Source organism: Dactylosporangium aurantiacum (assembly GCF_000716715.1).
Lineage (GTDB): Bacteria > Actinomycetota > Actinomycetes > Mycobacteriales > Micromonosporaceae > Dactylosporangium > Dactylosporangium aurantiacum.
In genome coordinates, this window is record NZ_JNYJ01000078.1 from 21,587 (window position 1) to 39,628 (window position 18,042).

Annotated in this window: 16 protein-coding genes and 1 pseudogene; 7 read left to right on the forward strand and 10 right to left on the reverse strand. The window is 74.3% G+C overall.

The genetic code is table 11. From position 1 onward, the window contains the following. Positions 1-307 precede the first annotated feature (307 nt). The 3 genes from OP18_RS47685 to OP18_RS47695 all read left to right on the forward strand — a co-directional run bounded on the left by OP18_RS47685 (position 308) and on the right by OP18_RS47695 (position 3,109). Positions 308-1,432: a baeRF2 domain-containing protein gene (locus OP18_RS47685; protein ID WP_033366990.1), complete on the forward strand. Its 1,125-nt coding sequence runs from the start codon at positions 308-310 to the stop codon at positions 1,430-1,432. Positions 1,433-1,590: 158 nt separating this feature from the next. Further along, positions 1,591-2,811: a cytochrome P450 gene (locus OP18_RS47690; RefSeq protein ID WP_033366991.1), complete on the forward strand. Its 1,221-nt coding sequence runs from the start codon at positions 1,591-1,593 to the stop codon at positions 2,809-2,811. A 4-nt stretch (positions 2,812-2,815) separates the two neighbouring features. Then, the gene (locus OP18_RS47695) at positions 2,816-3,109 is read left to right on the forward strand and encodes a hypothetical protein (RefSeq protein ID WP_033366992.1); all 294 of its coding nucleotides are present in this window, start codon (positions 2,816-2,818) and stop codon (positions 3,107-3,109) included. Positions 3,110-3,126: 17 nt separating this feature from the next. Here OP18_RS47695 and OP18_RS47700 read toward each other — a convergent pair whose 3' ends face one another. Next, positions 3,127-4,566, reverse strand: coding sequence for a serine/threonine-protein kinase (locus OP18_RS47700; protein ID WP_162189931.1), 1,440 nt, complete (start codon positions 4,564-4,566; stop codon positions 3,127-3,129). 79 nt (positions 4,567-4,645) lie between these two features. On the opposite strand from OP18_RS47700, the gene lepB reads away from it, so the two are divergent. Beyond that, positions 4,646-5,119 (forward strand): signal peptidase I, encoded by a 474-nt coding sequence (gene lepB / locus OP18_RS54180; protein ID WP_162189932.1) that lies wholly within the window; start codon positions 4,646-4,648, stop codon positions 5,117-5,119. 51 nt (positions 5,120-5,170) lie between these two features. After that, positions 5,171-7,225 carry a hypothetical protein gene (locus OP18_RS47710; protein ID WP_033366993.1) on the forward strand — a complete coding sequence of 685 codons (2,055 nt, stop codon included), beginning with the start codon at positions 5,171-5,173 and terminating at the stop codon, positions 7,223-7,225. A gap of 1 nt (position 7,226) precedes the next feature. Here the strand turns inward: OP18_RS47710 and OP18_RS47715 are convergent, their stop codons facing one another. Further along, entirely contained in the window at positions 7,227-7,859 is a 633-nt protein-coding gene (locus OP18_RS47715) for a hypothetical protein (protein WP_033366994.1), read from the reverse strand. A 5-nt stretch (positions 7,860-7,864) separates the two neighbouring features. Continuing rightward, positions 7,865-8,281: an SHOCT domain-containing protein gene (locus tag OP18_RS47720; protein ID WP_052388451.1), complete on the reverse strand. Its 417-nt coding sequence runs from the start codon at positions 8,279-8,281 to the stop codon at positions 7,865-7,867. Between the two features lie 118 nt (positions 8,282-8,399). On the opposite strand from OP18_RS47720, the gene OP18_RS47725 reads away from it, so the two are divergent. Further along, complete coding sequence (locus OP18_RS47725; protein ID WP_033366995.1) at positions 8,400-9,242, forward strand: hypothetical protein; 843 nt, start codon at positions 8,400-8,402, stop codon at positions 9,240-9,242. Positions 9,243-9,245: 3 nt separating this feature from the next. Here the strand turns inward: OP18_RS47725 and OP18_RS47730 are convergent, their stop codons facing one another. From OP18_RS47730 to OP18_RS47755, 6 genes are all read right to left on the reverse strand, one after another. Next, a complete protein-coding gene (locus tag OP18_RS47730; RefSeq protein WP_033366996.1) occupies positions 9,246-9,974 on the reverse strand; it encodes an SDR family NAD(P)-dependent oxidoreductase in 729 nt (242 codons plus the stop codon). Positions 9,975-10,123: 149 nt separating this feature from the next. Further along, positions 10,124-11,920 (reverse strand): RICIN domain-containing protein, encoded by a 1,797-nt coding sequence (locus OP18_RS47735; protein WP_033366997.1) that lies wholly within the window; start codon positions 11,918-11,920, stop codon positions 10,124-10,126. 41 nt (positions 11,921-11,961) lie between these two features. Next, complete coding sequence (locus OP18_RS47740; RefSeq protein WP_245635785.1) at positions 11,962-13,665, reverse strand: amylo-alpha-1,6-glucosidase; 1,704 nt, start codon at positions 13,663-13,665, stop codon at positions 11,962-11,964. 9 nt (positions 13,666-13,674) lie between these two features. Further along, positions 13,675-14,436 (reverse strand): carbohydrate ABC transporter permease, encoded by a 762-nt coding sequence (locus tag OP18_RS47745; RefSeq protein ID WP_081971763.1) that lies wholly within the window; start codon positions 14,434-14,436, stop codon positions 13,675-13,677. A gap of 41 nt (positions 14,437-14,477) precedes the next feature. Next, on the reverse strand, positions 14,478-15,434 hold the full coding sequence (locus OP18_RS47750) for a carbohydrate ABC transporter permease (RefSeq protein WP_033367000.1): 957 nt from the start codon (positions 15,432-15,434) through the stop codon (positions 14,478-14,480). Between the two features lie 5 nt (positions 15,435-15,439). Beyond that, positions 15,440-16,690, reverse strand: a complete 1,251-nt coding sequence (locus tag OP18_RS47755) for a sugar ABC transporter substrate-binding protein (protein ID WP_033367001.1) — start codon at positions 16,688-16,690, stop codon at positions 15,440-15,442. Positions 16,691-16,882: 192 nt separating this feature from the next. Between OP18_RS47755 and OP18_RS47760 the strand changes: the two genes are divergently transcribed. Beyond that, positions 16,883-17,902, forward strand: coding sequence for a LacI family DNA-binding transcriptional regulator (locus OP18_RS47760; protein ID WP_033367002.1), 1,020 nt, complete (start codon positions 16,883-16,885; stop codon positions 17,900-17,902). A gap of 26 nt (positions 17,903-17,928) precedes the next feature. On the opposite strand, the pseudogene OP18_RS47765 reads toward OP18_RS47760, so the two are convergent. Next, positions 17,929-18,042: pseudogene (locus OP18_RS47765) on the reverse strand (transcriptional regulator); the annotation flags it as partial.

The window sequence follows — 18,042 nt, forward strand, 5'->3', positions numbered from 1 at the left end:
AAAGCGCCCATGACACGGGGGAAGAATGGTAGGCGCGTCGCGGCGGGGACGCGCCTACCGGCAGACGGTCCCATATCCGGACGCATTCTTCAAGCCCGCCGTCAATGCGACCCAGCAGCCCGGACGACCGTTGCGAGGACGACCGGATAACACTTTTTCCGTCCCGGGAAATCGTCCGCGCCACTTTCTTCCACATTGACGAAAGCCGTTGCCGGGCGGCGCGTTGCCCAGTTGCTCCGGAGCCGACCGGCTAACCGGCGCCGCGGCGGGTAGGGGACCCGGCACGACCGAGGAGAGGAAGCCAGCCATGAGACTGTCGATACTGCGTCCGTTGTACGAGCAGGCCGGGCCGTGGGCGTCGGTGTACGTCGACACCTCCCGCAACACGGCGGACGGCGCGGAGCAGATGGACCTGCGGTGGCGGTCCGCCCGGGAGAGCCTCGCCGCGGACGGCTGCGACGAGGACACCCTCGACGCGCTGGAGCAGACCGTGCTGGAGCGGCCGCCGGAGCCCGGGCGGCACGGGCTGGCCGTGTTCGCGGCGCACGGCGCGGTGGCGCTCACGCAGCAGCTGGACGCGCCGCCCCGGCGGGAGATCGCCGCCTACGGGCCGCTGCCGCACGCGATGCCACTGGTCGCCCAGCTCGGCGAGCAGATCCCCTACGTGCAGGTCCTCGTGGACCACACCGGCGGCTTCCTGACCGGCACCGGGCCCGGCCGGCTCGTGCGCACCGCGAGCGTCGAAGGGTCCCAGGACTTCCCGATCCGCAAGAGCAACGTCGGCGGCTGGCAGCAGTCGCACTGGCAGCAGGCGGCGCAGGAGTCGTGGCAGCGCAACGCCGGCGAGGTCGCCCTGGCGGTCGCCGAGCTCGCCGACGGGTGCGACGCGGAGGTCATCGTGGTCGGCGGTGACCCGCGGTCGCGGCCGATGCTGGTGGAGCGGCTGCCGGAGCGCTGGCGGGACCGGGTGGTGACGACCGCGGCCGGGGCCCGCGCCGCCGGCGCCGACCCGCACGCGCTCGACCAGGCGACGATCCGGGCGGTCGCGGAGCAGGCCGCCGCGCACGAGACGGACGTGCTGGACCGGTACCGCATGCAGCGGGGCAGGGACGCGGCCGCCGGCGACGGGCTGCCGGCGGTGGTCACCGCGTTGCAGCGCGGCCAGGTCGACACCGTCCTGCTGGTCGACGACCCGTCCTCGACGCAGCTGCTGTGGGCCGGGCCGGAGCCGCTGGAGCTGTCGTACGACGTGGCCGAGCTGCGCGCGATGGGCGTCGCCGAGCCGTGGAAGGTGCGCGCCGACGCCGCGATCGTACGGGCGCTGGCCTGCTCCGACGCCGGGCTCACCCTGGTCGAGCGGGAGGAGCTGCCGGTGGAGGGCGGGGTCGCGGCGCTGCTGCGGTACGCCGACGTCGGCACCCGGCACCGCTGAGCGCGCCCGGGCGGCGCGTCCTCGGCGGCGCGGTGGTGCGGCGTCGGCGGCGCGGTGGTGCGGCGTCGGCGGCGCGGTGATGCGGCGTCGGCGGCGCGGTGGTGCGGCGTCGGCGGTGCGGCGTTTCACGCCACGGTGGGCGGGAAAGAGGGTCTGTCATGCCGAGACTGGACAACTCCCTGCCGCTGGCGCTGGACGGCTACGCGTGGCTGCCCGAACGGCGGCGCCGCGCCGGCGGGCCGTTCGCGACCCGGCTGGCGGGCCTGCCCGCGACCGGGATCGCCGGCCCCGACGCGGTGCGGTTCTTCTACGACGAGGAACACGTGCTGCGCCACGGCGCGATCCCCGAGCCGGTGCAGGGCACCCTCTTCGGCCATGGCGCCGTGCACACCCTCGACGGCGACGCCCACCGGCACCGCAAGGCGATGTTCCTGTCGCTGCTCGGGCCGGACGGGGTCGCGGCGCTCGCCGAGGAGACCGCGGCCGCGTGGGACCGCGCCGCCGCCGGATGGGCCCGACGGGAGATCGTGCTGTTCGACGAGGCGAGCCGGGTCCTCGCCGAGGCGGTCTGCCGTTGGGCGGGTGTCGACGGTACGCTGCCCGCCGCGGACCTGGTCGCGCTCGTCGACGGGTTCGCCACCCTCGGCCCCCGGCACTGGCGGGCGCGGCGGGCCCGCGGCCGGCTCGAACGCCGCCTCGCCGGGCTGATCGGCGAGGTCCGCGACGGCACCGCCGTGGCGCCGGCCGGATCGGCGGTCGCCGTCATCGCGGCCCACCGCGACCTGAACGGCGCGCCGCTGCCGCCGAGGACCGCCGCGGTCGAGGTCCTCAACGTGATCCGCCCGACCGTCGCGGTCTGCTGGTTCGTGGCGTACACGGCGCACGCGATGCACCTGTGGCCGCACACCCGCCGGCGGCTGCGGGCCGGCGACCCCGCCTACGTCGAGGCGTTCGTGCACGAGACCCGCCGCTTCTACCCCTTCGCGCCGTTCGTCGGCGGCCGCGCCGCCCGCGACCTGACCTGGCGCGGCACCCGCATCCCGGCCGGTTCGATGGTGCTGCTCGACCTGTACGGCCAGAACCACGACCGGATGCTGTGGGAGGAGCCGTACCAGTTCCGCCCGGAACGGTTCCTGACGCTGCCGCCGGGCCGCGACGACCTCGTCCCGCAGGGCGGCGGCAACCCCGCGACCGGGCACCGCTGCCCCGGCGAGGGCGTCACGGTCGGCCTGCTGGGCACGCTGGCACCCCGGCTCGCCGCGCTCGACTGGACGCTGCCGCCGCAGGACCTCACCATCTCCCTGCGCCGCATCCCGGCCCGCCCCCGCAGCGGCGTCGTCCTCGCCGTGCCGGCGGTCGACCGCGCCATGGTCGGGTAGCCCGATGGGCGCGGCTGTCGCCGCCTCCGGCCAGTGGCACGACGACGACGGCGTCCGCATGCCGGCCGGCGACGCCCACGCGTGGCTGCCCGGCCACAACCAGACCGTCTGCGGCGTGCCGCTGTCCCGCGCCGGCCTGCGGGTGTTCCCGCACGTGCCGTGGGAGTACCGCGACACCGACGTGCTCGGCCCGAACGACCGGGTCGGGCACGTCTGCGAGCACTGTCTCGCCGCCCTGCGCCCCCGCCGCCGCCGCGGCGAGAAGGCCGGCTGGACCCGCACGTCGCCGCGGCCCTGACGGCCCGCTCCGGGGCCTCAGTCGTCGTCGCCGGGCGGTGGCAGGCTCGCCGCGAGCCGGTCCAGGCCGGCGGCCACCGCGGTGTAGCCGTCCTGCTGGATGTCGCCGTCCCGGTGTTGCTCGTCGAGCTTGGTGCGCAGCTCGGCGACCCGCTGCGCGGCCTTGCCGGTGTCGCCCTTGGCGATGTCCCGGCCGACCTGGTCGAGCCGTTTGGTCAGCTCCCGCGCCGTCTGCCCGTCGATGGTCCCGGCGCCGGCCTGGACGCTGACCGTGCCGCGCAGCGCGGCGAGGGCGTCGCCGGGCCGCTGCGGCGACGGGTCGCCCCCGGCCGGCCCGGCGCTCGACGCCGCGGGCGCGGCGGCGGCCGGCGACCCGGACGCGGCGGCACCGGTCGACGGCTGGCCGGCGCGGCCGGCGACCAGCACCGCCGTCACGACAGCGGCGACCACGAGGGCACCGGCCCCGGCGAGGACCACGCCGGCCGGCCGGATCCCGGCGCGGCCACCGGCCGCGGTCGGCTCGTCGGCAGACGTCACCGGCATCGCCCGGGTGGGCGCGACCACGGCCGCGGTGGCCCGGACCGGCGGTGCCTGCACGGCGGCAGGCTCCGTGCCGTCGGCGAGCCGGCGCAGCAGGTCGCCGGCCCGCGCCGCGGACGCCGGCCGGTCCTCCGGCCGCTTCGCCAGCAGCGCCCCGAGCACCCGGTCGACCTGTGGCGGCAGGCCGGGTCGCAGTGTGGACGCCGGCACGACCGGCTGGTTGACGTGCCGCGCGGCGAGCTGCATCGGCGTCCCGCCGGTGAACGGCGGGTGCCCGACCAGCATCGCGTACAGCACGCAGCCGAGGGCGTAGATGTCGCTGCGGGCGTCGACCGGTCCGCCGGTGGCCTGCTCCGGTGCCATGTACGCGCTGGTGCCGAGCACCTGCTTCGACGCCGTGAGCTCCGCCTGCCCCGCGCCGGTGACCCGGGCGATGCCGAAGTCGCACACCTTCACCCGGTCGGCGGCGGCCCCGGTGAACAGGATGTTGGCCGGTTTGACGTCGCGGTGGACGACCCCGGCGGCGTGCGCGGCCTCCAGCGCGTCGCAGACCTGCACCGCCACCGCCACGGCGGCCGCGACCGGCAGCGGGCCCGCGGCGAGCCGGTCCGCGAGACTGCCTCCCTGCACCAGCTCCATCACCAGGTACGACACCTCGGCGCCACCGGCGGGCGAGCCGGCGTCGGTGCCGACGTCGTGGACGGCCACGATGTTCGGGTGCGACAACCGGGCCACGGTGCGGGCCTCCCGGTCGAACCGGTCCCGCGCCGACGGGTCCGCCGGTCCGGCCGGCGGCAGGATCTTGACCGCCACCGCACGGTCCAGCCGGCGGTCGAACCCGAGCCACACCTCGGCCATGCCGCCCCGGCCCAGCACCGTCCGCAGCTCGTACCGCCCGCTCAGCACCGCCTTGCCCACGGCCACACCCTGACACAGGCCCACCCGCCGCGCACGCGGGCGGTATCGTCCGCCGGTGCGGTCGCGGATGATGATGTGTGTGGCGTTGCTGGTGGCCGGGTGCGTCGGGTCGGGTGGCGGGGAGTACACGATGCCGACCGACGCCATGAAGCCCAGGTTCAGCGCCGGGCAGCGGTTCACGGCGAAGCCCGTCGCCGCGGGCGGCTACCGGCCGAGGGCCGGCGACGTGGTGGTGTTCCGCGCCCCGGACTCGTGGGGTCGGCGTGGCCTGTCGGTGGCGCGGGTGGTGGCGGTCGGCGGGACGGTGGTCGCGTGCTGCGACGTCGACGGCAGCGTGACGGTCGACGGGGTGACGCTGGACGAGCCGTATCTCGGGGAGAACTCCCCCATTGACGCGACTGCCACGGTCGAGCGGTGCTACGGGCGCCGGTTCGGCCCGGTCCGGGTCGAACCGGGCCACGTGTTCGTCATGGGCGACAGCCGGGGCATCTCGGTGGACTCCCGCTGCAAGGGCACCGTGCCGGACGACCGCATCGTCGCCGTCGTCGAATAGGGCGGCCGTGATCTCGTCGGTGGTGTTGCGCCGGCTTGGCACACTGCCGCCGTGATCAAGGACCTGGACGAGCTCGGCGGGGTCGACTGGGGAGCGCTCAGCCATGCCTGGGGCGCCGCCGACGACGTGCCGGACCTCCTGCGCCGGCTGGTCGGGCCGGACCCGCGGGGGCGCGCGGACGCGCTGGGTGAGCTGCGCGGGACGGTGCACCGCCACGGCGACGTCTTCGACGGCACGGTCGCCGCGATCCCGTTCCTGCTCGCGGTCGCGGGCGACGCACGGGTGCCGGACCGGGCCGGCGTGCTGCGGCTGCTCGCCGGCATCGGGGGCGCGACCCGGCGCGAGGACCCCGGCCCCGACTGCACCGCCGCCCGGGCGGCGGTCGCCGGCGCCGCGCCGCTGCTGCTGCGCCTGCTCGACGACGCCGACCCGGAAGTGCGCCGCGCCGTGCCGGCCGCACTGCTCGTCCAGCGCGGCGACGCGGGCCCGGCCCTGGCGGCGCTGCGCGCCCGGCTCGCCGTCGAGCCGGACGCCGACGTGCGCGGCGCGCTCGCCGCGGCGGTCGCCGGCCTGGGCCGGCTCGCCGCCGCGGGGCTGGTCTCCGGCGTGGACCCGATTGCGGCCGGTGCCTGGTTCGCCGGCTGGCTCACCGCGCCCGACCCGGCCGGCGCGCAGGTGCGCGGCCGGCTCACGGCGGTCGCCGACCTCGTCGGCACGGCACCGGAAGCGCTCGCCGGTGACCTGGTCCCGGTCGTGGCCGGGCTGCTCCGGGCGGACCTGGAGGCGGCGGACCAGGCGCTGCCGGCCCTGCGCGTGTCCCGCGTGGAGGATCTCACCGACCTGGTGTCGCCCGCGCGCCTCGACGGGCCGGTGGCGGCGGCCGGCAGCCGGGACGCGCTCGTCGAGGACCTCAGCATGTCCCTGCGGGAGCGGGTCGAGGACCGCGTCGAGCTGCTCACGTGCCTGCTGGCGGCCGGCGCCCCGGCGGCGCGCTCCGCCGCGTTGCGCCCCGCCCTGGGCCTCATCGGGTACTGGCGCGGCGACTACACCGGCCTCGTCACGCTCCTCGGCGCCCAGCTCACGGACGGTCGCCTGGCCGGGCGGGCCGCGCTCGTCCTGGAGCATCTCGACGCGCTGGCCGCCCCCGCCACCGACGCGCTGGCCGACGCGGTCATGTCGGCGGCGCCGGCGTCCCCGTACGGCGACGGGCCCCCACCCTGGGTCGTCACCTGGCCGGGATGGGAGCCGACCGTCGGCCCGACCCTGTGGGCGCTGGCCGCGCTCCACGACGACCGGGCGCTGCCCGCGGTGCGGGCGGTCCTCGACCGCGACGTCCCGGTGCGCGGCGCCGGCCCGCTGGTCACCCGGTACGCCACGACGGCACCGGACCTGCTCGCCACCCTCCGCCGCCGCTGCACCGCACAGGCGGGCAGCGCCGCGGCCGGGCACCGCCGGCTGCTGGCCCTGCTCGCCACGGCGCTCGGCCCGGCGGCCGCGGAGGCCGTGCCCGAGCTGCTCGCCGGGCCGATCGACCCGGTGACCGCCAACGCCCTCGGCCGTATCGGACCGGACGCGGCGGCGGCCGTCCCCGCGCTGCGCGGCATGCTCGACCGCGACGACGGGGTCGAGGCCGTCGTGGCCGTCGTGCTGTGGCAGGTCACGGGCGAGGCGGGGCAGGCGGTCGAGCTGCTCGCCCGCCACCTCGACGACCCGTGGGACGCCACGGCCGGCGTCGCCGACGCGGCGGGCCGGCTCGGTCCGGCCGGGGCCGCCCTCGAAGCACCGCTGCGCGCCCTCGTCGACGCCGACGACGACCGCGTCCACGTCGCCGCGGCCCGGGCGCTGTGGCGGATCACGGGCGACGCCGAAACCCCGCTGCCCGTCCTCGCCCGGCTGTGGACCGCCCGGCCGGCCCGCCGCGCGGAGATCGCCGCCCACCTCGCCGCGATCGGACCGGCCGCCCGGGCGCTGCGCGACCTGGCCGCCGCCGAGGCGCGGCAGCCGTTCCGGCACAGCGCCGCGCTCAACGGCTGGTCCAGCCGGCAGGTCGCCCTCGACGTCGCCCTGCTCCGCGACTGCCGCACCATCCTCGACGCGACCGGCTGACTCACGAACGCCGGGGGCGCGGTTCGCCGAACTTGACCCCCAGGCGGACGGCCGCGATGGCGACGCCCGCGCTGGAGGCGGCCAGTGCGCACGCGAAGGCCCGCTGGGCGACCGAGAAGCTCTCCGAGAGCAGGGAGTCGGCGGCGACGAAGACCTGCACGCCGAAGGAGACCGTGGCGAAGGTACCCACGATGGCCTCCGCGGCGAACTGCGGGTCGAACATGCGGTGCAGCAGCGCCGGCTGGGAGTGTGTCCGCGCCGTGTTGTGGTCCCAGGGCAGGTGCGACCGGCCGGCGCCGGCGATCGAGAACAGCGACGAGCGGATGCGGGCGATGTCCCGGTCGTACGCGTGCAGGGCCGCCCCGAACTTCCGCACGCTGGCGAGGATCAGCAGGCTGATCATGCCGAAGACGGCGGCCATGCAGGTCAGGCCCAGGGCCACCGTCGGCCAGCTCGGGATGCGGGAGCTGACCGCGACGAAGAAGCCGACGATGGCGACCAGGAGCGTGAAGAAGAACCCGAGGAACTGGTTGCGTTCCTGTTCGATGTGACGGTAGTGGAGCCAGTGTTGCTGCCCCTCGTACAGCAGGGCGTCGGTGAGCAGGCGTTGCTTTTCGAATTCGGTCAGGGCCACCGCCGTCAGCGCCGGGCTCCGGCACCGTTGTGGCTCTGTTCCAGCAGTGCCGCCTTGGCGCGCTGGTATTCGGATTCGGTCAGGATCCCGCGCCGTTGCAGATCGGCGAGCTTGCCGAGCTCGTCCGCGGGGCTCGCCGTGCCCGCCGCGCTGCGGACGAACTCGCGGACCTCGGCCTCGTGGGCCATCGCCCGTTCGCGGGCCCGCGCGTTCATCGACGGGCCGCGCGTGATGAGGTACACGAGCGCACCGAGCCACGGCAGGACAATCAGGAAGATCGTCCAGCCGGCCTTGCCCCAGCCGCTGACCTCGTGGTCACGGAACACGTCCGTGAGGATGCTGATCATCAGCCAGATCCAGGCGAAGACCAGCATGAACCACAACGTCCCAAGAATCACGTCGCCGAACGAGAAGTCATCCATGGTCCGCCTCCTCGGTGTGCATCGGAACCGTTATCAGCGTCGAACGCCGCATACCGCGGATCATCACCCGCGTCGGGTGAACGCCGGGCACCGTGGACCGTCGCGGTACCGTCGCCGGGTGGACGAGCAGGACCTGCTGACGCCGGCGGAGGTGGCGGGCGCCGACGAGCTGTACTGGACGCTGGACAGCCTGGACCCGAGGGTCCGCCCGGCGGTCACCATCGAGCCGGGCCCCGGCCGGCGCATCGTGGTCGCCGCGCACGGCGGCGGCGGGCTCACGATCACCTACCGCGAGCACACCGCCGACGCCGTCCGCCGGGTGGAGGACGTCGACGTCCTCGCGGCCCACCGGGCGATCATGGCGTGCCTGCGCGGCGCGTCCGGGTGGCATCAGGTGCTCGACCAGGTCGGCGGCAGCTTCGGTACCGCCGGCGTCGACACCGACTACGAGCCGACCGGCCTGAGCGTCGCGAACGCGGTGCTGGACGACGGCAAGCGACGGCGGCGGCGCGGCCTGCCCACGGTGGGCAACGCGATCGGGTGGGGCGCCCGCAGGGTCACCACCGGCGACACCTGGCGCGGCGTGCCGGACAGCGGCACGGTCACCGTCCGCGCCCTGCGGCCGGATCCGGTGCACGAGCACGGGATCGCGATCCGCGCGGCCGGCGGGACGCTCAGCGTGGGCGGCGCGCCGGCGGCCGAAGTGATCGTGTGGCCGACCGCGGAGGACCCGGAGACGGTCGTCGCCTACGTCTCCCCCGCGCCGGCGCTGCAGGTGTGCAACGTCTACCTGCTCCGTGGCGCCGCGTGGGAGCGGGTCGACCGGTGGTCGGAGCAGGCCGGCATGGTCGTCGAGGCGGCCGGGGACGCCGAGCGGGTCTACCACTGCAACCACGCGTCGACGACCCCGCCGACCTTCGCCGACCTGACGGTCCGCCTGCGGCTCGGGCCGCCGGCCTGACCCTCAGGTCAGCGCGGTGCCGGTGTGGCCGGCCAGCGCGTCCAGCAGGCGGTCCTGGAAGGCGCGGTCGTGCACCGCCGGGTGGGGCGCGCGGCGCCGCTGGTGGAACCAGTACCCGCCGCTGGTACGCGCCTCCGGGTCGGTGCTGGTGGCGAGCCACTCCTGGGTGAGGTGCCCGAGCCGCAGGTCGTCGGGGGCACCGGGACCGCCCATCCTGGTCGGCACCCAGCCGGGGTCGACGGCGTTGCTGGACACCTCCGGCCACAGGCGGGCGACGGCCGCGGCGAGGGTGGCCACGAACAGCTTGCTGTCGGAGTACGAGCCCGCCCGCCGGCCGCTCCAGTCGACGCCGGTCAGGTCGGCCCGCCCGCTCTCGTGCATGCCGCTGGTGATGTACACGAGCCGCCGCGGGCGGCTGATGAGCGCCGTCAGCAGGTACGGCGCGACGACGTTGACCGGCATGATCTGGTCGCCCCGGTAGACGCCCGCGTTGTGGATCACCGCGTCGACCGGGCCGAGCGCGTCGACCTGGCCCGCCACGGCGCGGGTCTGGTCCGGGTCGGCCAGGTCGCCGACGACCGCCGACACGCCCTGGTCCACGAGGTCCTCCACCGCGGCCAGCCGCCCGGCGTTGCGGGCGTGGACGATGACCTCGTGCCCGTCGCCGAGCAGGGTCCGCGCCGCCAGGCGGCCCAGCCCGTCCGCCGACCCGGTGATGAAGATGCGTGCCATGGCTCCCCTCTGCCCCGGCCGATGCTCGACAACCTACCTGGAGGTCGTCGCCGCCGGTGGGGACGCGGCGGTCAGCGGGCGAGCGGTCACGGCAGCTGATCGGGGCGGGCGCCGGCAGCGCTGTCCGCTGCCGGCGCCACGTACCCGGCTCAGCGGCCCCAGAGCCGCCAGGTCTGGTTCAGCGGGCTGCCCTGGCCCACCGGGTTGCAGGTCCACTGGTGCACCAGCGCGCCGGGCGTCGTGGAGATGGCGCTGACGTCCACGCACTTGCCGCTGTGCCGGGCGACGAGCTGGTAGTCGTGGCTGTCGTTGCCGCCGTAGGTGACCTTCCGCAGCGTGAACTGCTGGTTCTGCCCACCGTTGCAGGTCCACTGCTGCACCGCGGCGCCGTCGGCGGTGGAGACGCCGTTGACGTCCAGGCACTTGCCGCTCTGCTGGTTGACCACGGTGTAGGTGCTCGCCACGCCGGTGACCGGGCGGAAGTTCCACAGCTGCTGGTCGCCGCCGTCGCAGGTGAACTGCTGCTGCCGGTTGCCGTCAACGGTGCCCAGCCCGGTGTTGTCCAGGCACTGCTGGCTGTGCTGGGCGACGGCGACGGACTGGAACCCGCCGTCGGACGGCGGCAGCAGCGTGACGGTGAACGTGTCGTCGATGCCGGTGTGCGGCAGGTTCACCGTGGTGGCGTTGCCCGACAGGGTCACCACGGTGTTTTGCACCGTAACCGGGCCCTGCACGGCGCCGCCGTTGTTGTACGGGATGCGCTGCACCACGACGCGGACCTGGTTGTTCTGCACGATGCCGGTGGTCGTGTCCAGCCGTTGCAGGTTGACCGCGACGTTGCCCGTGGTGCCGCCGCCACCGACGAGGATCTTCGCGACGCCGGTGTCCTTGGTGGCGAAGGCGTCGTAGGCCTGGCTGGGCGTGACCGAGGAGATCAGGCCGGTCTGCGAGCCGTAGTAGCGGTACACCCACCACTCGCCCTTCGGCTGGTGCTGCCCGGCGCTGTTGCGCACCAGCAGGTTGCCGAGGTCGTTGTGCAGGTTGTTGGTGCTGGCCCAGTTGGCGCGCAGGCCGTCGGCGCCGGCGCGCTCCAGCCGGGCGATGTACCACGAGCCGTCGCCGGGGTTCTGCTCGTTCGATGCGCCGTACTCGTTGATCTGGTACGGGCGGGGGTGGGCGATGCCGCGGGCGTCGAGGGTGCTGTTGGCGGTGGCGACGTTCGCGACCGGGTCGCTGGGCAGGCTGTGCCAGCTGAAGATGTCCGGCACGACGTTGTTGGCCTTCACGAAGTCCAGGTACTGGATCCACCAGCCCGACGTGGACGGCACCCCGGCGTGGCTGGGCCCGACCAGCGGCGTGCCCGGCAGGTCGGCGCGCAGCCGCTGGTACGTGCGCCGCCACAGCTCGAAGTACTGCGACTGCGGCCGGTTCCAGAACAGGCCGAGGTTCGGCTCGTTCCAGATGTCCCACTGCACGGTCACCCCGGTGGCCTTCACGTCGGCGATGACCCGGGTGAGGAACGCGTCGTAGTCGCTCCAGTTGCCGTTGTCGCCCGGGAACCGGGAGATGGGGTAGCCGTCGGCGCCCCACAGGTCGTGCGGCAGCAGCACGAACGTGCCGCCGAGGGCGGCGGTGCGCAGGATCTGCGCGCGGGTCGCGTTCCACCGCCGGTCGTACTTGCCGGACACCCAGCCGCCGGGCTGGTCGAGCTGGGCGCCGCCGGCCCGCATCGCCCGGAACTTGACGTCGCGGTAGAAGTGGTCGGCGGGGCCGGCACCGTTCTCGGTCATGCCGTAGATCCAGCCGGATGCGCGGTAGGTGGGGCTGCCACCGGCGACGGAGAAGTTGACGCTGATCGACTCGTCGGCGGCGTGGGCGGGGGTGGCGACCGTGAGCGCCGCGGCGGCGGCGACGATCGCGGTGAGCAGCGTGCGTCTGAGGTGCATGGCCGTACTCCCTTTCGTGGCGGTGCGGGAGCGAGACGCCGTCAGCGTTGGCGGCGCTCGACGTGTGCGGCGGCGAGGGTGAGGTAGGCGCTCGCCGTCCAGGTGTAGGCGCGGTCACGCAGGCCGTCGCCGGTGTGCGCGTCGAAGTTCTCGGCGAAGCCGGAGCGTTCGCACAGCGCGCGGAACCGGGCGCTGATGTCGTCGGCGAGGTCGGTGCAGCCGGCGCGGCGCAGCCCGTCCTCGATGAGGACGGTCGACGGGGCCCAGATCGGGCCGCGCCAGTAGCCGTCGGCCTCGTAGTGCGCCGACGCCGGCAGCTCCGTGGCGAGGCCGTGCGCGGTGAGGTGCTGCCGGATGCGGCCGGCCAGGACGTCGCGGACGGCGGCCGGCAGCTCGTCGCCGAGCACGATCGGCATCAGGTACAGCAGGCTGTCGGTGCTCCACGTGTCGTGCGTGGTGGGGCTGCGGGCGGTGAAGCGGTCGCCGGTCCACAGCTGCCCGAGCAGGGCGTCGCGCAGCTCGTCGGCGCACCGGGTCCAGGCCGGCGCCTCATGGTGCAGGCCGAGCCGGTCGGCGAGCGCGGCGAGCTCGCGGGCCTGCAGGACGAGGAAGGCGGCGAGGTCGGCGCTCTGCACGACCCGGGCGGCGTCGAACAGGGTGGCGTTGTCCCAGCCGCTGTCGTTGCCGTGCTGGTAGTGCGGCAGGTCCTCGCCGGGGACGCGGCGCACCGTGAGCCAGAAGTTGGTCCAGCGCACCAGCTGGCCGTAGACCGCCTCGAGCTCGGCGCGGTCCAGGCCGGGGATCCGGTGACGCAGCCGGGCCAGGGTCCAGCCGTGCACGGGCGGTTTGACGAAGTTGTAGAGGACCTCGGAGTGGGTGACCGAGTCGGGCAGGCCGCCGGTGTCGTCCTGGTGCTCGAACGGGATCCGGAACTGGGCCCAGGCCAGGTCCGGGTCGCCGGCGGCGAGCGCGAGGGCGTTGAAGCAGTGGTCCCAGCTCCATACCTTGTCCATCCAGTGTTTCGACATGAGCACCGCGGGCCTGGTGAGGAACCCGCCCGGCGCGACGGTCGCCGACCACAGGACGTAGGCGGCCAGCTCCGCGGCGGGCGTGCGGTCGTCCCGCCACGGCGCGACCCGGTCGGCGAACGCGGTGAACTGCGCGTCGGCGGCCTTGACGACCTCGTCGAACGTGACCGCCGCCCGGTAGGGTGCGCGGCCGCTGGCGTACTCCTCGATCGCGATCTCCCAGGGCCCGTCGCCGAGCACCACGCCGCGCTCGGCGACGCCGACCGCTTCGACGCCGCGGACCTCGACGTCGTCGCCGGCCAGGACCGTGACGCGGTACCGGCGGCCGGTGCCGTAGTCGGTGAGCACGGCGGCGCCGTCGACCGGGTCGCGGTACAGGTAGGTACCGGTGAACGGGGTGAGGGTCGATTCCGCGACGAGGACGGCCATGCCGAGGCCCTCGCCCCGCAGCCGCACGGTGTCCGGCGTCTCGTAGGCCGCCTCGACCGTGCCGGCGCCGTGCGCCCACGCCAACCGGGCCGGGGTGGCAGTGACCGTCGCGGTCCGCGCCGGCGCGAACCGCAGGACGGCGTGCATCCCGTTCTGGTGCGACACCAGGTGCAGGTCGTCGGCGACGGCGTGCAGGCCGACGACCGGCGAGATGCCGAACCAGGAACCGGAGTGACTGAAGGGGATGTCCCGGATGGGGAACACGACGGTCATTGCGATGGCTCTCACTTCCGAAGGTCAGTCCTTGACGGCGCCGGCGGTGACGCCGGTGGCGACGTACCGCTGGGCGGCGACGAGCAGGACCGTGGCCGGGACGGACGCGACCACGGCGGTGGCCATGATGGCGTTCCACTGCTGGTTGTTGTTGCCGATGTACTGGTAGATGCCGAGGGTGACGGGGCGCAGGTCGCCGCCGCCGTCGAGGGTGCTGGCGAACACGAAGTCCGACCATGCCCACAGGAACGCGAACAGCGCCACGGTGACGACGGCGTTGCGGCTGACCGGCAGGACGATCGCGGTGAACGTGCGCAGCGGGCCGGCGCCGTCGGTCTTCGCCGCCTGCAGCAGCTCCTCGGGGATGCCGGCCATGAACGTGGTGAACACCAGCACCGCGAACGGCACGGCGATGGTCGAGTCGGCGAGGATGAGGCCGGGCCACGAGTTCAGCAGGCCGAGGTTGAGGTAGGCGGCGTAGAACCCCATCGCCATGATGATGCCGGGGATCATCTGCGCGATGAGCAGCACGAAGCTCAGCACCCCGCCGCCGCGCGGGCGCAGCTTCGCCAGCGAGTACCCGGCGGGCGCGGCGAGCAGCACGGTCAGCGCGACGGTGCCGAGGCCGACGAGCAGGCTGGTGCCCAGGTACGGCAGCTGCTGCGCGAGGACCGCGCGGTAGCCCTCGCCGGTGGCGTCCACCGGGAACCAGTTCGGCGGGATCTTGCGCATGTCCCGGTCGCGGGTGAGCGAGACGTTCACCATCCAGTACACCGGGAACAGCATCACCGCGGTGAGCACCAGCCCGGTGAAGGTCCGCCGGCGCCTCACGCCAGCCTCCGCTGTGCCCGCACGTACAGCAGTCCGCAGCCGACGGCCATGACGATGAGCAGGTTGCCGACCGCGGCGGCCGGGCCGAACTGCGGCAGCAGGTTGCCGAACCCGAGCCGGTAGGACCAGGTGGCGAGGGTCGTCGACGAGCCGTTCGGCCCGCCCTTCGTCATGATCCAGATCGGGTCGAAGACCTTGAGCGTGTACACCAGGCCGAGCAGCAGCGTGATCAGCGAGACCGGTCGCAGCAGCGGCAGCGTGATGCGCCAGAACTGCTGAGCGCCGCTCGCGCCGTCCAGCGCGGCCGCCTCGTACAGGTGCGCGGGGATCGCCTGCAGGCCGCTGTACAGCACGACGAGGTTGAACGGGACGCCGATCCACACGTTGGCGACGGTCACCGACACCAGCGACCAGTCCGGCGACGTGAGCCAGTTGACCGGACCGAGACCGGCGTAGCCCAGGACGGTGTTGACGATCCCGGCGTCGCTGTTGAGCATCCACGACCACGTCGACGCCGACACGATCAGCGGCAGCAGCCACGGCACGAGGAACAGCGCCCGCAGCGTCGCCGACAGCGGGAAGTGCCGGTTGAAGAACACCGCCAGGGCCAGCCCGAGCGTGAACTGCAGGACCAGCGACGCGACGGTGAACACCACGGTGTGCGTCAGCGCCGGCACGAACGCCGGGTCGGCGACGACCGTGCGGTAGTTGTCCAGGCCGTTGAACGGCGCGTCGCCCTGGACGAACGAGCGCACCGTGTAGTGGCGCACGCTGAGGTCGACGTTGCGGTACAGCGGGTAGGCGTAGCAGGCGAGCAGGTACGCCACGACCGGGGCGAGGAACGCCCACGCGGCCCACTGCCCGGAGCGGCCCCGGCGGGCCGGCGGCGGGGCGGCGGCCGGGACCGCCGCCCCCTTCCGGTCCTGCCGGTCCCGCAGGGACTGGCTGGCCATGGCAGCTACTTCGTGGCCGCGGCGGCGGCCGCCTGCGCCGCGGCGAGGGCGTCGGCCGGGGACTTCGACCCGCTCAGCGACGCCTGCACGGCGGTCCACAGCGGCTCGGAGATCCTCGGGTACTTCGTGCCCAGGTCGTCGCTGGTGCGGCCCTTCGCGGCCTTGACCGCCTCCACCCACACCTTGAGGTCGGGGTTCGCCGCGACCTGCTTGTCCTGCACCGCCACGGTCGGGGCGACGTAGGACAGGGTGGTGACGGTCGTGTTCGAGTTCTCGACGTTCGTCAGGCACTCCACGAGCTGTTTCGTGGTGGCGTACCGCTTGGCGTCCTTCTGCACCGGCACGCTCACGAACTCGCCGCCGGTCGGGGCGGGCGCGGTCCCGCCGGTGACGGCCGGCACCGGGATGATCCCGTAGTCGAAGCCGGCCTTCTTGGCGTTGGCCAGCTGCCAGGTGCCGTTCTCGGCGAACGCGTACTCGCCGGTGGCGAACTCCTGCCAGCTGGTCGTCTGGGTGTTGTTGATGACCGAGTTCGGGGCGAGGCCCTGCTTGAGCCAGTCGCTCCACAGGGTCACCGCGGACACCGCCTCCGGCGAGTCGAGCTTGCGCAGGTTGGCGCCGGAGCCCCAGAACCACGGCAGGAACTGGAAGCTGCCCTCCTCGGTGCCGATGGCGGAGAACGTGATGCCCTTCTTGCCGGCCGCCTTCACCTTGCCCAGCGCGGCGGTCAGCGACGCCCAGTCCTTCACCGTGGCGATGTCGACGCCGGCGGCCTGCAGGACGGCCTTGTTGTAGTACAGGGCGAGGGTGTTCGCGCCGATCGGGATGCCGTAGGTCTTGCCGCCGGTCTGCCCGGCGGCGACGAGGTTCGGGGCGATGGCGCTGATGTCGAGGCCGTTGTCCGCGGTCGTGGTGAGCACGCCGGCCTCGGCGAGGGTGGAGACCACCGGGTTGTCGACGATGAGCACGTCGGGTGCGTTGCCCTGCTGCGCGGCGAGCAGGGCCTTGTTGGTCAGGTCGGTGGTGTCGTAGCCGGTGCGCTTGACCGTGACGCCGGCGGCGGTGCCGCAGCTGCCGAGCAGCTTGACCCAGGCGGAGGCGTCGTCGTACTGCGGGTACGGGTCCCAGATGGTGTAGGTGCCGCCGGCCTTCGCGCCGGCGTCGTCACCGGACCCGCAGGCGGCTGCCGCGCCGGCGAGGGTGATCGCGAGCAGGGCCGCGCCGAGGGCGCGGCGGCTACGGATGGAACCGTGCATGGGATGGCCCCTTTTGACGGTCGGGGTGTGGGGGTGTCCTCGCGAGCGAATCGGTTCGCGAACCGATTCGACGCGAACGATATGCACATGTTCACCGCCGGGTCAAGCACTTCTTAACGATCGCGTTGACACCTCTGAGGCGTCGATCTAGGCTCGCAGCGAACCGATTCGGTGGAATCCGCTGGAGGCGGCGTGAACATCGGCGAGATCGCCAAGCGGGCCGGCGCGTCGCGCAGCACCGTGTCGTACGTGCTGAGCGGCAAGCGGGCGGTGTCGGAGGAGACCCGCCGGCGCATCCTCGCCGTCATCGAGGAGCTCGACTACCGGCCCAACGCCGCGGCGCGGGCCCTGAAGGAGGGGCGCACCAGGACCCTCGGGCTGGTCATCCCGCCGGCCAGCCAGCGCCTGACGGACATGCAGCTCGGCTTCGTCGCCAGCGTGGTCGAGGCGGCCGCCCGGGCCGACCTGGACGTGCTGCTGTCACCGTCCGGGGGCGACCACGAGCGGTCCTTCGAACGCGTCGTCACCGGCCGGCGCGTCGACGGCGTCATCCTCATGGAGATCCGCATGGAGGACGACCGCGTGTCGCGCCTGCGGCAGACGAGCCTGCCGTTCGTCACGATCGGGCGCACCGCCGACCCGCACGACATGTGGTGGGTCGACGTGGACTACACGACCCTGATCTCCCGGTGCGTGCACCACCTCGCCGACCTCGGCCACCGGCACCTCGCCTTCATCAACCGCTCCGCCGAGCTGGTCGCCGCCGGTTACGGCCCGGGCCACCGCGCCCTGGCGGGCTTCCGCCAGGCCGTCACGGAGCGCGGCCTGACCGGCGTCGACGTCTGCTGCCCGGACGAGCCGTCGGCCGGCGAGACGTGCCTGGAGCAGCTGCGGGCCGCGCACCCCGAGGTGACCGCGGTCGCGACGATCAACGAGGCGGCGCTGCCGGGCATCCAGCGCGGCCTGCAGCACGCGGGTCTCGCGGTGCCGCGCGACTTCTCCGTCGCCGGCGTCGCCGCCCGCCACTGGGCCGAGGACTTCCGCCCGCCGCTGACCGCCGCGGACGTGCCGACCCTGGACATGGGCGAGGAGGCCGTGCGGCTGCTGCTGGAGCGCATCGCCACCCCGGAGGCGCCGCCCCGCCACGTGCTGCACGCCCCGCCGATCTCCCTGCGCGCCAGCACCGGACCCGTGCCGCCGGCCTTGCGCTGAGCCCGGCCCCGGGGCGGGCGCCGCGGTCAGCCGGCGGCTGACGGCTCCACGGTGAGCAGGGCGGCGAGCTGCGCCAGGATCGCCGGGCGCGCCCGGTAGTACACCCACGTGCCGCGCCGGTCGGCGTCCACCAGGCCGGC